This is a genomic window from Nostoc sp., from assembly GCF_036919895.1.
In the GTDB taxonomy this organism is placed as follows: Bacteria; Cyanobacteriota; Cyanobacteriia; order Cyanobacteriales; family Nostocaceae; genus Nostoc.
Map to the genome: position 1 here is coordinate 84153 of NZ_JBALBW010000132.1, position 15169 is coordinate 99321.

General features: G+C 41.9%; 14 protein-coding genes and 1 pseudogene. 6 read left to right on the forward strand and 9 right to left on the reverse strand.

The genetic code is table 11. The features are described 5' to 3' along the window. Window positions 1-75 precede the first annotated feature (75 nt). Genes mnmG through V7K55_RS25640 form a run of 3 tightly spaced genes read left to right on the forward strand, consistent with a single transcriptional unit; the run spans window position 76 to window position 3572 of the window. Window positions 76-1998, forward strand: a complete 1923-nt coding sequence (mnmG, locus tag V7K55_RS25630; RefSeq protein WP_334836041.1) for a tRNA uridine-5-carboxymethylaminomethyl(34) synthesis enzyme MnmG — start codon at window positions 76-78, stop codon at window positions 1996-1998. Window positions 1999-2045: 47 nt separating this feature from the next. Next, window positions 2046-2168 carry a hypothetical protein gene (locus V7K55_RS25635; RefSeq protein WP_334714096.1) on the forward strand — a complete coding sequence of 41 codons (123 nt, stop codon included), beginning with the start codon at window positions 2046-2048 and terminating at the stop codon, window positions 2166-2168. Window positions 2169-2228: 60 nt separating this feature from the next. After that, window positions 2229-3572, forward strand: a complete 1344-nt coding sequence (locus tag V7K55_RS25640; protein WP_334835880.1) for a hypothetical protein — start codon at window positions 2229-2231, stop codon at window positions 3570-3572. Between the two features lie 204 nt (window positions 3573-3776). Here V7K55_RS25640 and V7K55_RS25645 read toward each other — a convergent pair whose 3' ends face one another. Then, window positions 3777-4538 carry an N-acetylmuramoyl-L-alanine amidase gene (locus V7K55_RS25645; protein ID WP_334835883.1) on the reverse strand — a complete coding sequence of 254 codons (762 nt, stop codon included), beginning with the start codon at window positions 4536-4538 and terminating at the stop codon, window positions 3777-3779. A gap of 196 nt (window positions 4539-4734) precedes the next feature. On the opposite strand from V7K55_RS25645, the gene V7K55_RS25650 reads away from it, so the two are divergent. Both V7K55_RS25650 and V7K55_RS25655 read left to right on the forward strand, forming a co-directional pair. After that, a complete protein-coding gene (locus tag V7K55_RS25650; RefSeq protein ID WP_334835885.1) occupies window positions 4735-5013 on the forward strand; it encodes a hypothetical protein in 279 nt (92 codons plus the stop codon). A gap of 220 nt (window positions 5014-5233) precedes the next feature. Beyond that, a complete protein-coding gene (locus V7K55_RS25655; RefSeq protein ID WP_334835887.1) occupies window positions 5234-5530 on the forward strand; it encodes a hypothetical protein in 297 nt (98 codons plus the stop codon). Here V7K55_RS25655 and V7K55_RS25660 read toward each other — a convergent pair. From V7K55_RS25660 to grxC, 3 genes are all read right to left on the reverse strand, one after another. Further along, a complete protein-coding gene (locus V7K55_RS25660; RefSeq protein ID WP_094327552.1) occupies window positions 5517-6095 on the reverse strand; it encodes a TMEM175 family protein in 579 nt (192 codons plus the stop codon). The genes V7K55_RS25655 and V7K55_RS25660 overlap by 14 nt on opposite strands. Before the next feature lie 226 nt (window positions 6096-6321). Next, window positions 6322-7302 (reverse strand): glutathione synthase, encoded by a 981-nt coding sequence (gene gshB, locus V7K55_RS25665; protein WP_334835891.1) that lies wholly within the window; start codon window positions 7300-7302, stop codon window positions 6322-6324. Window positions 7303-7515: 213 nt separating this feature from the next. Continuing rightward, window positions 7516-7788 (reverse strand): glutaredoxin 3, encoded by a 273-nt coding sequence (gene grxC / locus V7K55_RS25670; protein WP_334835893.1) that lies wholly within the window; start codon window positions 7786-7788, stop codon window positions 7516-7518. 53 nt (window positions 7789-7841) lie between these two features. On the opposite strand from grxC, the gene V7K55_RS25675 reads away from it, so the two are divergent. Continuing rightward, entirely contained in the window at window positions 7842-8108 is a 267-nt protein-coding gene (locus tag V7K55_RS25675) for an IS66 family transposase (RefSeq protein WP_334836043.1), read from the forward strand. Between the two features lie 163 nt (window positions 8109-8271). Here the strand turns inward: V7K55_RS25675 and hflX are convergent, their stop codons facing one another. From hflX to crtW, 5 genes and pseudogenes are all read right to left on the reverse strand, one after another. Beyond that, on the reverse strand, window positions 8272-10017 hold the full coding sequence (hflX, locus tag V7K55_RS25680; RefSeq protein WP_334836045.1) for a GTPase HflX: 1746 nt from the start codon (window positions 10015-10017) through the stop codon (window positions 8272-8274). A gap of 240 nt (window positions 10018-10257) precedes the next feature. After that, a pseudogene (locus tag V7K55_RS25685) lies at window positions 10258-12504 on the reverse strand (Z1 domain-containing protein). Next, entirely contained in the window at window positions 12473-12934 is a 462-nt protein-coding gene (locus V7K55_RS25690) for a hypothetical protein (protein WP_334835895.1), read from the reverse strand. Before V7K55_RS25690 ends, V7K55_RS25685 begins: the two are co-directional and overlap by 32 nt. Window positions 12935-13026: 92 nt before the next feature. Then, on the reverse strand, window positions 13027-13998 hold the full coding sequence (gene cofG, locus V7K55_RS25695; protein WP_334835898.1) for a 7,8-didemethyl-8-hydroxy-5-deazariboflavin synthase subunit CofG: 972 nt from the start codon (window positions 13996-13998) through the stop codon (window positions 13027-13029). Between the two features lie 170 nt (window positions 13999-14168). Then, a complete protein-coding gene (crtW, locus tag V7K55_RS25700) occupies window positions 14169-14930 on the reverse strand; it encodes a beta-carotene ketolase CrtW (protein ID WP_334835900.1) in 762 nt (253 codons plus the stop codon). Window positions 14931-15169: the final 239 nt, after the last annotated feature.

Genomic DNA, 15169 nt, shown 5'->3' on the forward strand with positions numbered 1-15169 from the left:
TTAGAAAGTTACATCCATGAAACCACTGGAACAGTTAAAATTGAAAAGAACTCTAAGCTTGCCGATCCTGTAAGTATGACCATGCACAATTCCGTTGAATTCCAAGACGCTTTTGATGTCATAGTCGTCGGTGCAGGTCACTCCGGTTGCGAAGCGGCTCTGGCCTCTGCACGCCTCGGTTGTCGTACCCTGTTATTGACGCTCAACTTGGATAGAATCGCTTGGCAACCCTGTAATCCAGCAGTGGGTGGCCCGGCCAAATCTCAGTTGACTCATGAGGTAGACGCACTCGGCGGGGAAATTGGTAAAGTAGCAGACCGTACCTACTTGCAAAAACGTATCCTCAACTCTTCACGAGGGCCTGCTGTTTGGGCATTACGCGCCCAGACGGACAAGCGCGAATATGCAGCAGTGATGAAGAATATTGTCGATAATCAAGAAAACTTGACAATCCGCGAAAGTATGGTGACAGATTTGGTGCTAGGTGCTAATGATGAAGTCATCGGCGTTGAAACTTATTTTGGTGTAGGGTTCCAATGTAAAGCAGTCATCTTGACAACTGGCACTTTCTTAGGGGGCAAAATTTGGGTTGGCAACAAATCAATGCCAGCCGGACGCGCTGGAGAATTTGCAGCTGAGGGATTGACACAAACCCTAAATCGCCTGGGATTTGAAACCGGAAGACTCAAAACTGGAACCCCAGCCCGGGTAGACAAGCGATCGGCAGATTATAGTAAAATGCTAATCCAGCCAGGGGATGAAGATGTTCGCTGGTTTAGTTTTGATCCAGATGCGTGGGTAGAACGGGAACAGATGCCTTGTTATATCACCCGCACCACCGCCGAAACCCATCGCCTAATTCAAGAGAATTTACACCTTTCGCCAGTTTATGGCGGTTGGGTGGAAGCCAAAGGGCCGCGTTATTGTCCCAGTATTGAAGATAAGATTGTGCGCTTTGCCGATAAGGAAAGCCATCAAATTTTTGTTGAGCCAGAAGGACGGGATATACCCGAACTTTATATCCAAGGTTTTTCCACAGGGTTGCCAGAAAATTTGCAGTTGCTGATGTTGCGGACTCTCCCCGGTTTGGAAAAATGTGTGATGCTGCGTCCAGCCTATGCCGTGGAATATGACTATTTACCTGCTACTCAGTGTTACCCCACACTGATGACCAAGAAGGTTGCCGGACTGTTTTGTGCTGGGCAGGTTAACGGTACTACAGGTTATGAGGAAGCGGCAGCCCAAGGGCTTGTGGCAGGAATTAATGCGGCTCGATTTGTTCGTTCTCAAGAAATGATTGTGTTTGCCCGCGAGCAAAGTTACATTGGAACGCTAGTTGATGACCTGTGTACAAAAGATTTACGCGAACCTTACCGAATGCTCACCAGTAGGTCAGAGTACCGCTTATTATTGCGTTCTGACAATGCCGACCAACGTTTGACACCCTTGGGACGAGAAATTGGTTTAATTGACGATCGCAGATGGGATCTATTTACCCAAAAACAAACGAATATTACCACAGAAAAGCAAAGATTGCAAACTACACGAGTTAAAGAACATGATGAAATAGGAATAGCGATCGCATCTAATACCCAACAAGCAATCAAAGGTTCAATTACCCTCAATGACTTACTGCGCCGTCCGGGATTCCATTACGTTGACCTCGACAGGTTTGGACTGGGAAACCCCAACCTCAACCGCGCCGAGAAAGAAGGTGCAGAAATTGACATTAAGTATTCTGGCTATCTCGCTAGGCAACAAAATCAAATTGACCAAATTGCCCGCCAAGCGCACCGCCAGTTACCTGCGGATTTGGACTATACAACAATTGATACTCTTTCCAAAGAGGCACGGGAAAAGCTAACTCACGTAAAACCACTCACTCTTGGTCAAGCTGCACGTATAGGTGGTGTAAACCCAGCCGATGTTAACGCTTTATTATTATATTTAGAATTACGTAGAAGCAAGAGCCAGCAAGAGTTTCCAGCGTTAGCTTAATACAAACTTGATAAAGACTGAGTATAGTAGTAGGGAGGGAGATTGGTATGATAGATGACATAAATATTAGTACTGCTATCATCAACAATCCCCAGATTCAAGTTCATTTTAATACCAGCGCTCAACCAACTCGTCTCAATAAGACGGCGGATTGGATATTTCATCTGTAATCCTAATTACCAGGCAGTAGGCGCGGCGTTTCCTCGTCCTAGCAATAACCCAGAAAGTCTATGTTACAAGAAGCCAACACCCGTCTCATAGTACCGGAACCATCAGAAGACTTAATCGCCAACGAGCCTTGGTCGATAGAAAACTATGCTGATGGCCTAATGGATGAACTCTTTGCCGATATCGACTACATTCTGGATGTTAGTGATAATCTGCCTTCGCAAACCGTTAGGCACGCTAGACAGAACAAATCGAGTCAGTCTTTTGGTGGGGTTTCCTCCCAAGCTCAACGCCAGTCACCTTCAGAATATGTGCCTCTGCAAACAGTTACAATCCCGCAGATTATCTTACCAAACGGACAGTCAGTTGTTCAAGATAATCACAAGCACTTGAGTACCGTTGTCTTTGATAACGGCACCATTAAAGCAGTTAGTAGAAAGCGTCAGAAAAGTAGTCGGACTTTGGGCAAACTGCTGATTATAGGAACAACTTTAGGAGTGGCGATCGCTAGTATTATCTATCTGGTGCAGTCTGGAGTTGTATATCTTTTAAATACCAACTTAACTCAGCAAGCTCTTCTAGCGCCGCAATCGCAGTCACAGTTGCCAACAAAAGTAGAAATTGAGGCAGATTTGGTTGACTATATGCTAGGAGCACTGGCAGTTATAGACAAGCAAGAAGTAAAAAGCAATCAAAAATCTCGCACGGGATTTACCAGTCGGATAAATACTAATCAAATAGCCTTTGGTAACGGGCAAACAACTGGTAATTTACCACCACTTCCGCTTCTAGCTAACAATACACCACCAGCCCCTAACCGTTCTGGCAGCGTTGTTGAGCGGATCTACGTTCCCGTTTATCAAGCGCCGTCGCCAATGCGCTACGCCCTACCGGCGATTCCTGGAACTCCTACACTCATCCCAAAAGTTGCCAGCGCATTCCAGGGATCTCAACCTAATGTTGTGAAAAGTGCCCTGAATACAGTGCGGCAAGCTGCCAAGCCTGTAACCGTAAGTATGTTGGCTGCGGCTGTGCAAGCAGAACTTAAACCTGTCGCTGGACGAACTGCACCTATTACCGTGCGGCAAACACCCAAACCTCTGCCTGCATTACCAGTGGTTCCATTACGTGCAGCACTCGCGCCAGAGTCAGAACCAACTATTACCCAGGAACAAGTATATCCGGCAACTGCGATCGCAGTTGCTCCGAGTAATACCTTAGAAGGATTGCTAGAGTTAGGTAACAAATCTGCCGCTTTGTTTAAAATTGACGGCGTGACTCGCCGCATAAATATGGGTGAAAGCATTGGTTCAAGCGGTTGGACACTCGTAGAGGTTAGTAATGGCGAAGCAGTCATCCGCCGTAACGGTGAAGTGCGATCGATTTACGCAGGGCAGAAATTGTGAAATCCAATAGATCGAACTCACCAATAATTTTTGCACTTTCAATACCAGCTTGTAGAAATATTGTTGCTAAATCTTTATGAAAATAATTGTTTACTAAATCATTTAGTAATGATGTCTTTCTACTATTAAAAACTATTTACATAACCCCGGCTTCCTACATAAGTCGGGGTTATAGATGTTAAGGAATGATTGAAATAGAGTGAGTTAATCTTTTTCTATAACTTTGGCATGTCCAGCAAAAACAAAATGCTCGTTTCTGTTTCCTTGACTTTTATCAGGCCACTTAACCCAATAATGATTTTCTTCAAAACGGACATCTAAAATTCGGTAATCTCCTGGTTCAATATCAAAGATAGAATCTTTTGCTAAGTCTAATGCCTGTTCTGTAGAAGGCTTCAAAAAGGTTTTAGTTGTAATTTCCAAAACATATTTTTTATCAATTTTAGGTTCAATTTTATTAGGCTTACCTATTAATCCATCTTTAATTGCTTCCGCCATTTTTTCAACGTCGAATAGATCCATATCTACTTTGGCATCACAAAAGCAGCACTCAATCAAAATAGCTGGCATTTGTGTATTCTTTAAAACAAAGAAACCTGTATCTTTCACTCCTCTATTATAAAAACCAAGCTGAACAATCTCTTTGAGAACTGATTCAGCAATACCTTGTGATACATTACTAATGGCGTAAACTTCTGTGCCATGAGCTTTAGCGTTAAATTTATTAAAGTGAATCGCAACATAGACATTAACGTTATTGGCATTAGCCTTATTAGTTCGTTGTCTCAGAGAATCAGTTACACCACTAGCGCTTGTGGGAGTGCAATCGATAGCGATATGATTTGCTTCTCGGAGTTTTTGTATCAATCGTGTACCAACTGCTTTAGTTAAAACATCTTCTTGTTTGATGCCTGTTGCCCCTGTATCTGGAGGGCAATTGTGTCCCATATCAATACCAAATTTCATAGAGTTGATCTCCTTCTTATAATTTGAGAGATAAGCATAATTTAATTACACTGGATTAATTATTAATCCAAATGCGATCGCTCTGTCGGTGAGAAAAGGTGAGTTGTTCCTGTAAAAAAATGTAACAGGCAACATAAAAATATCATTGAAAACAGAAATGTCATAAGTTCAACCTATAAATAAAGCAGGCTAACCCATGACACCACAAGAGGCGCTGAATCTAGTCGATACTCTTTTAGGCTCTACCTTTGGGCAAAGACTTAATGACGTTCAATCTGTAGTTTTGCTGGAAAGTTGGTTGGGACGCACCTATGCGGAAATTGCGGTGCAGATAAGTTATGAACACGACTATATCAAACAAGTGGGTTCCCAGTTGTGGCGATCGCTTTCTCAGGTAATTGGTGAAGAGGTTTGTAAAAAAAATATCCAATCTGTTTTGCGTCGCTACCAGCAGTCTCAAAGTGGTAATAATTAAAAAGCGGTGGCAGTTGGGCGTTTCAGACTAATATTCTCAGAAACGCCAGCGATCGCCATCATACCTACTTTATCTGGTAATTCGATATCGTTATCATGAGTTTGATGAATCTCGGATCTTAATTTCTACATCTCCTATCATCGATTCTGCTTCTGCAAAAGCTTTTGTGAGTATGTGGGAATAAAATCATGGATTCCCAAGATTAAAAAAAGCAGGACGAATGCGGTCTTTTTCTTTTCCACAGTTAGGGCAAAGTCCATTGAACAATGGGTTTGTCAAACTGCCTGTAATTGGTGCAGTTAAAGTTCGCCAATCACGGAGCATCCCTGACGGTGGAATAATCAAACAAGCTCGTGTGGTCAAAAGGATTTCTGGGTGGTATGTGATGTTAACTGTGCAATGGGATGTATCTATTCCAGAGACAGTCCCGCACGGTGAAGCAGTCGGAATAGATGTAGGACTAACAAGTTTCATTGCGACTTCTAACGGTCTGTCTAAGAAATCTAAAATTCGCTGAGAGTCTTCTCTATGCGACGGTCAGGGATAAGCCAGATAATCGCGACTAAAACGTACAATGCACAGGCAAACCATGAGTTGACAAAGGCAAGTGGAATAGCTACAGCATAAAACACCACCGATACTTTTCCTTTGAAGTCTTCACCGACTGCGATCGCTAATGTCGAATCCTTACCGTGGTAAGAAATCAGGGCGCGGGTAAGAATGTAGTATGCGATCGCAGCCAACATCAAGACCGTACCATAAAGGGCAACTGGCATAGCAGCAAAGTGATTCTCGCCCATCCAGCCAGTGACGAAGGGAATTAACGACAACCAAAACAGCAAATGCAGATTCGCCCAAAGGATACGCCCATTAACCTGTCTGACTGCTTGTAGTAAGTGATGGTGATTATTCCAGTAGATGCCGATATAAATAAAACTCAGCACATAACTCAGAAATACCGGGATTAACGGACGCAGCGCGGCTAAATCGAACCCATGCGGCACTTTGATTTCTAGCACCATAATAGTAATGATGATGGCAATCACCCCATCACTGAATGCTTCTAACCTTCCTTTGCCCATATACGCATTCCTTTTCAGGGTAATCGAAACTTTGAGAGATTCAAAAACCCTTCATACAAATGAAGGGTTTATCACGTCACTCTACGAGAGTTATTTTACACAATTCCTGAAGTTAATTAAAAGACTTGGATATGGCTTTCGTAACTTTAGCAATTTTCGACTTCATAGTTTATTAAACTGGCACTTTAGTATTAATTCTCCATAAAAGTAACGCAAGAACCAATAATTACACTGATTTTTTGTTTTTTAGTGACTGTTCAATCCATTGAATAACCTGATGACCAAGGTGAGTACCATCTAGGCGATCGATTTCACGAATTCCCGTAGGACTAGTGACGTTAACTTCAGTTAAGTAGCCACCAATAACATCAATCCCCACAAAAATTAAACCGTCTTGGCTTAAGCGTTCGGCTACTTGGGTACAAATTTCATTTTCTCTTGGGGTAATTTCGGTTTGAGCGACTGTACCACCAGTTGCCATATTATTGCGAAAATCAGTTCCACTAGAGAGACGATTGAGCGCACCAATCGGTTCGCCATTGAGCAGGATAATTCGTTTATCTCCTGCTTTTGCCTCTGCTAGATAGGTTTGTACCATTACAGGGACTCTACCTTGGAGGGTACTGAGTTCGACAATAGAGTTAAAATTGCGATCGCTTGATTGCAAAAATAAAATTCCTTCTCCAGCTTTGTTTCCCAGTGGTTTGAGAACTGCTGCCCCCTTTGCTTTGACAAATTCTCGGATAAACTCTTTATCAGCACTGACAATCGTTTCTGGAATCGCCTTGGTAAACTGGAGGGCATACATTTTTTCATTTGCCCCTCGGATGCCGCTAGGACTGTTAATTAGCAGGGTCTTATTTTGGTCAATGTAATCCAGAATGTAGGTGGCATATAGGTAGGAATCATTGACAGGTGGATCTGTCCGCATAAATACGGCATCCATTGTCTCTAAAGAAGTTAAGGAGGAATCGCTCAACTTATACCAAGGATTCGCCGCTACCCAGCGTCCCTCGACTAACTGCACTGGTACAAGTTCGACTCGCTGTAGGACAGCCCAAGCTTTGCCCTCCACTACACTCAGCAGATTTGCTTGAGTTATCCAAACTTCGTGTCCCAGAATTTGCGCTGCTTCGATCAAGGCAATGCTGGTATCATGACACGGGTCAAGCAAATGGATCGGATCAATGATAAAAGCCAGTTTCACCCTTTATACCTCAATCACCAAGAAATTAAATGGTTATTCAATTATTATCTCTTGATGGTCTTACTAATTGACGTACATCTGTACTGCTGAGGAAAAACTGGAGGGTAAAGTCTTGTGGACAAACACTTTTGCGAGAAAAAAGTTCCTAAATAGAGTTTTAGCGACTGCCGCGTAATTTGTCGCGGCTTGTCGCTAGTTCAATATCTTCTAAATTTACACGCTATTGCTAGAAGTTAGTAGCTCATCCAGCTTGCCTCGATCGTCTAAAGCGTGGATGTCATCACAACCACCGATATGGTCATCGTTAATGAAAATTTGCGGTAAAGAGCGCCGTCCATCTGCTCTTTGAGCCATTTTATTTCTGGCTGACTCATCTCCGTCAATGCTGTATTCTGTAAATTCAACACCCTTACTCTTCAGCAAACTTTTGGCACGGATACAAAACGGGCAAGTCCTCCAGGTATAAATTTCTACTTTGGCTGCCATAATGTCCTCAACTTGATTTAATACTTCTTAATTTTAGAACGTTGCCATTGGCTGTGGCTGGTTTATCCATTCATAACCTTTTAGCCGATTGGGATGCAGTGATTGCGTGTTTTTATCATCCGCAATTACCGCCGACTAATAATGAGGCAGAACGGGCTTTACCACATGCTGTCATTGCCCGACGTATTAGCTGGACTCGCACTAATGAAGGCAGTTTAGCTTATTGCTCTATTTTAAGTGTTGTTGAAACTTGTCGTCTAAGAAAAGTTGACCCTTGGAGTGATGTTGCTCAAGTTCTTACTCAAGCCGTCGAGGTATAAAACATCCTCCTATTCCTGTTGCTTCTTAATCCCTTTTTCCTGGGGGAGAGTGAAAAACTACTCCAATAAAGCTTCAGTAAAGTAGAAATATCTGTTATTTTCAATAAAAAACGCCGCAGCTAATATAACTACGGCATTTTAAACTAAAAATTACTTTCGATCTTTACCGAGAGTCAACGGCATATTCAATCAGTTGAGCAAGGCGATGGCGTAGGGTTTCTAATCCCAAGCGCTGACTTGCAGAAATAAATACCGCTAGAGGAAACTCTTCTCTAGCTAAAGCTAGTGTTTCACTATTAGCTTGATCGATCTTGTTAAAAATCACTAGCGCCGGGCCAGGAGTTATTGGCATTTGCGCCAAAATTTCTCTGACTGAGCGAATATGACGCAACCAAGCTGGGTGAGACAAATCTACCAAATGTAGTAGGGCATCAGCTTCTGTGACTTCCTCTAAGGTGGCGCGAAAGGCATCCATTAATGATGCAGGTAGTTCGTGTATGAAACCTACCGTATCTGTAATCAGAATTTCCTGATGTTCATTTGTTTCGCCATAAGGAATCACCAGGCGGCGCGTAGTAGGATCGAGAGTGGCAAATAGTTGGTCGGCTGTATAAACTTCTGCATTAGTGAGAGCATTTAACAGAGTAGATTTACCAGCATTGGTATATCCAACCAAAGCCACTGAGGGAATTTCTCGATGTTGCCTTCGTTGCCTTAACCGCGAACGATGGGCCTGTAACTGGGTTACTTCTTTTTGCAGTCGGGAAATGCGCTGCCCAATCGCACGGCGTTCAGTTTCTAGTTTTGTTTCACCAGGGCCACGAGTCCCTATACCACCACCCAATCGGGACATGGTGCGCCCTCTACCAGCTAGTCGTGGTTGCATGTATTCTAGCTGTGCTAGTTCTACTTGCAATTTACCAGCACGAGATTGAGCGCGTTGAGCAAAGATATCCAAAATTACTTCGGTGCGGTCAACTACCCGGATACCAATTTGCACTTCTAAGTTGCGGACTTGGGAGGGTGAGAGGTCGCGGTCGAAGACAACGAGATTGACTCCTAGTGTTTGGGCAGTTAGGGCAATTTCTTGGACTTTACCTTCGCCAACTACGGTTTGGGGATGAACGCGCGATCGCTTTTGTTGGATTGTCTGTAATACGTCTCCCCCAGCAGTATCAACTAAACGTGCCAATTCTACTAGGGTATCTTGGAATTGTAGGGGAGTTATCTCACTGGTCATAAGCCCCACAATTAGCACGCGATCGTGGTCAGCATCTACTTCTTGGGCGATAAATTCGCGCTGGAATTCCGCTTCCAGATTTTCTACCAAATCTACTAAATCCTGCTCTGCCAAATCATCCAAATCCATAGGTGGTGATATATTCCAACTTGGGGTTTGAATTTGGCTTTCCCCTACCTTGAAAGCAGCAGGACTAGTAATCAGGGTGCGAGACTCTTGGGGTATGAGATGAGCTAGATAAGCTTCTTTGACATATCCAGTTGCACCGCCTCCCCGCCGTGTAAATCCTGTTCCGGTAATATTTAGAACAACTAGGGCATCTAAACGTTGCAACGCCATAGCCGTGAGTGCCGCTTCATTTGGCGGTTCTGGCTTGAGATGGGTGGCAATACAACGAATACCACTGAGTCGCTCTGCACCGTAACGGGGCAATTCCATCGGTGGTATTTGGGTTTGACGTGGTGTGCCTACCCCGACGCGAATAACTTGTCCGCGACGGTTGATGTAGGCGCACACAGGCTGATTGACTTCTGTGCTAATTGCTGCCAGACGCTGGGAAAACTCAGGCGTGGTGATGCGATCGCCTGGTATACGCTGGTGATACAGCTTCTGTAGTTGTTTCAGCTGGCTGGACTTTAAACCTTGGAGATTTCCGTAGATAGTTTCTATAGGCGTTTATGACCAGTAAATGGCCCCCCAAATCCTTCTTATGTCTATTTTACAACAGGGTTTAGGCTGCTATCTATTATCTTCTGAGGGATGCATTGGGAATTTGTCACCCATAGTCTTGATTTGAACCTATTTTGGTGGTGTCGGCTTAAGTTGCTATATTACGAGTGAGATTATGAAAGCGATCGCTTATGAGAAAATTATGTTAATTGTGCGATCGCTATATCACGCGCTTATTTTTTAATCTTGCAAATCTATATCATCTTCTGATTCTTCAGCAGCCTCTGAGTAGTTGAACATGAAGACAAATTTGTTTTTAGGTAAAATCAGCGTTGGAAGATAAAGCGGTTGATTATCCCAATCTTTTGTACTTTCACCTTTTTCATACATGAGCAAGAGAGTAGGAACATTTGGGTATTCAGTTTTACGTTTATTCAGCACCCTAGTATTGATAAAACCAAAGCCTCCCCATCCAGACGGATCTTGTCGTCTCAATTCTAGTCCCTTACTCGTTTGTCCTCGAACAACATTGAGCCGTCCCTTTGAGATATCTTGTGTCTTCATTTGAACAAGCAAGTCTTTAACTCTGTCATCTTGCCAAGGATATCCTGGCCAATAGTGGCTTCTTATACAAGAAAGAATTTCGATGAGAAAGTCAATTTCTACTTCGTGATACTCGCCTTTCTCACCTATACTCTCGTAACTAGCTAGTAATTTATCTAACTCTTCTACATCTTTTCTAATTTCCGAGGCTTTCCACAAGGGAGCGCGAGGAAAAATATGTGAGCCTGGTATAAAAGCATTAATTGCTGCTAGATTCAAGACATTAGAACGAGTTGCTTTAAGTGTGGGGCCTACCCAAACTGGCGTAAGCTGAATATTATTAGGATCGTCTCCAATCGCCTGACGCATTCCCTCGTCAGCTTCATGAATTGCTCGGAAATCTTCTAAAATATGCTGAGGCAAAAAAAGGCGAGTCACATCAAGTAATTCTTGACGATAACCAAACATTCATGCGTGCTGATGAACTGTATCCATCGTCTTTTGCTTGGCATCACGAAGGTAGTAAGTTACCATTAATCCGTCAATAGTTACACCACGTCCAAGTCTATTACCCCCTACAAGAATATTCATTCCTGGACTATACTTTAGTTCTTTATCTGGGTTGTTAGCATTAATAACTTTTGGTCTGACACTTTGTAACTCAGGTTTTAATTCTTCAAGAAGTTGATTAAAAGATGGTAAATTTAGTGCAGTTTTACTCAATTCTTTATAAGCTTCATTAAGATACTTTAGTGCCTCTTTTTGTTTCGTGACTGAGGATTCTCCACAAATAGCCTGATCAATATCTAAAACAAAGGAACTGATAATTTCTTCTAAATTTTTGTGATTGTCTTTTTTGTAACATATATGAGCTAAAAAAGAATATTTAGCATCTTCACTCCCTGATTGCATCTTGTAAATCGACCCAAGGAAGAAGCAGCACAGAGCCAGTTTAAGACCACTAGGAATATCCCAGTTATTGCTAGGGTTTTCTCCTTCCTGTTTTTTTAAGCGATCTAATTCTTCGGCTTGAACTGTGCAGGAATATAGACTCTTTTCTTCAAAAAATAAGTCACCTCCCATATAACTATTACCTGGCTGAGGGAGAGCAGCACAGAAAACTGGTTTGCAGGGATGCTCAAGATTTTGCAGCAGAAGGCTTTGAGGAGTTGCAGTAATTTGTATATATATATGATTAGCTACCTCTTTCCGAATATCACCAATTTTGACAAAAATTGAGCTATCTGGAACTGTAGCTTTACCTTTCTTACTCTGTTTTGCTTCGTTTGTATTCAAACTAGCATTATCAGCTTCATCATCAAATATTAGAGTGGGTACACTACTAGCTTTAGCAAACTTGAGAACCTGAAGAAGGTTATCTAAGTGGCGCACATTTTTTGTAGATACTAGAACAATTCCTCTTTTTTTGATATAGGGAAGCAATTTGCTTTCAGCAAAGTCTTTTGGTCGATCATTTCTCCATTCTTCCCAATTAAAAACAACAGGCCCACCTTTGAGTTGATTGACAAAACGATCGGCAGTTTGTTTACCTAGCCATGTATTATCAGAAGTCAAGACAATGAAACAACGAAAATGGTTAGCCTGAGCAAGTGCCAGTGTAGCAATGGTAGTATTGGTTTTACCACTTTGGACTTTGCCATAAATTAATCCGGTAGTACCATTAGCTATTTTTCCCTTATGAGGCTGACTAACAATACCTGTACCTGTAGCACCAACATCACCAGAGCCAAAAGTTGTGGAGTAGAAATGAACACAATTCTGAACTACCTCAACAGCAGTTTGTTTTAATTGCTCTGCTGCTTTATCCCCAATTTTGCTTTTAACTTTGTCAATAACCTTATTAATACAATATCCATCCGTTGCAATATCTATCTTACTCATTGGTGTTGCCCTAGTTGGAAAAAAGTACACGAGGCCAGTCATTTTGAGGTACTGTCTGATCCAGATGCTGCTTACCTGGGCCACTCACATGATAACTACCATGTGTTTTTCGAGACACAGATATATGTTGACCAGCAATGCCAACATCTTTGTCCAATATACTCCAAAGCCTTTGCTGAGAGATGCAACAGATACCGTCTTTATGACAGATTAATGCCAAAAATACTGAAATGGCGTGGTATTTACTATGCAGAGTATCTAAGGCTAATTCCTCTTGACTACTGAAGGTAAAAGACCATGAAGATTTGGGTTTTTTAGAAACCTTAAAAAGAATAGCCGATTTACTGTTCTCTGTTTCAACTAGATAAATGGATGAATGTATCGAAGATGCGTGAGTTATTGTAAGACGCTCTCCACGATCAATTAGCCGCAAAAATGCAGCACCATGAAGGAATTCCTGATCGTTGATCATTGTCAAATCTGGGCAAAGTCAAGGGATATGTATATGTTCTGGTTAATTAGTACTAAGGTAATCCCTCTTGGTTAGCGATCGCACTAAATCTGTTAAACCAATAACATAGCATTCCGCGATCGCTTCACTGCTATTTGTAATTCTTCCGACAACCAGCTATCAAATTGTGGATAAACTGGCGATCGCGCCACTAATTCCCACCCAGCAGGCTGTAAAATATTTCTCAATGCCTGTTGCTGAATATGGGGATAATCAGGATTCACTTCATCTTTTGGCCCAATTCCACCCAAATCTCGCGCACCAGCTTCAATACAAGCGAGTAACCAGCAGTCATCCTTAACTAAATTCGGCGGAATTTGAATAGTAATATCTGGCGGTAAAATCTCACGGGCTTTAGCAATTACTTCTGGTAATTGATGAGGATTAAAAGGAGGTGCATCAAAGGTTTGCTGATTTCCTGGACTATGAGGTTGTAGGATTACTTCTTGAATGTGATGGTAACGTTGGTGCAAGTCGGATATAGCTTCTAAAGTTTCCCAGTAATCATCCTGGGTTTCTCCAATTCCCAACAGTAACCCAGTCGTAAAGGGAATCTTTAACTCTCCCGCCCATTGTAATTGTTCTAAACGAACTTCTGGTAATTTACTCGGTGCGTGACGATGTACACTATTTAACAATGTTGGCGTTAACTGTTCCAACATCAGCCCCATCGAAACATTTACACCCTTAAGCTTTTGCATTTCATCAAAGCTCAATGGCCCCACATTAGTGTGTGGTAAAAATCCCATTGAAAGCGCTAATTTGCACAAATCATAAATTCGCCCAAACCACGCTTCACGCCTTGGCGAATTGGGATGAACTTCACCACTGAGGATAAGGATTTCACATACTTTTTCGCTTGGAAGGGATTTTAAAATACTTCCTGCATCTGAAAGACTCATCCAGGGACTTTTACCAGGTTCACTACGAAAGTTGCAGTAACTACACCGATTAAAGCATTCGTAAGTGGGAACAATTGTATAAGCAGGGCTATAGGTGACAAAACGAGAATTATTAATTGGCATAAGCAGGATAATCTCAAACAATGCCTTGCCTAAACTATATATAGCAATTCTATGTGATTTGTGAGAATTACTTTGTTAATGAACCACGGAGGCACAGAGAAGCCAGTGCGCCCTTGTGGTTCCCCGACTTGTAGCAACTGGCGCGACACAGAGAGAAGAATAAATAATAACTATTTGCTTTTATAAATTTCTGGTAACTGCCACCAAGGAATATGGGGATATTCGTGATGTTCCTCATGGTAGCCAAAATGATAGCAAGTGATAAATGACCACCAAATTGGACGGTTAATCGTTTGGGAACGATGAGGCTGAATATAACCTCCTATGGGTTCACTATGGGGGAGAAAAGTCCCAAAATAAAATAATTGGAATGAACTTAAAAGCGAGGGGATTACCCAAAAATACGTTAAATTAGCAGTTGGTATATGGAATACGTGATTATTAAAGTGATAGATAATAGTCAAGGCAATGATTTGTCCCCAACTCCAGTAACCCTTCATAAAATGAAAATACCACGCGAAGAAATTTTTGTATTTCCCATTATGAAAATCTGGGTCTATTTGGCTTGCTGGATTGTGGTGGTGTATCCAATGTTTTTTTAATAATTTTTTGTATGGTAAAAGACCATAAAAAGATAAGGTTAATGTCCCAATCAAATGATTAATCTTGGTGTTTTGGGGAAACACTACCCCATGCATAGCATCATGAGATGTAATAAATAATCCTGTATATAAAAATGTTTGCCAAAGGATGCTAGGCAATAACATCCAAAATGTTAACTTGGAGATGTCAAGGGAGAATAATAAACTCAGGCTAATAACCCATGCAGTAACAATGATAATGGCAATGAACAGTGCCTTAAACTGAGGCTTATTTTTCCCTACGGTGGTCAGTTTTGTTTGATGATTGGGTGGTTGTTCTAATTGAATCACGCTTTTACTCCGCCTAGTATTCAGGTGAAAATTCCTAAAATTATAGTCACGACAAAAGCACTAACCACCATCCAGAAAACTCTATTCGTGGTCAGTGTTTTAGATTGGACAGTGCCAATACTCTAATAATATGTACAAACGTAAAGATACTTTAACTATTATTACACATACAACCGCTATACCCAAACTGTTTTCGGTTGAAAGGCAAAAAGTATAAATAACAACGCCAATAATTTTAG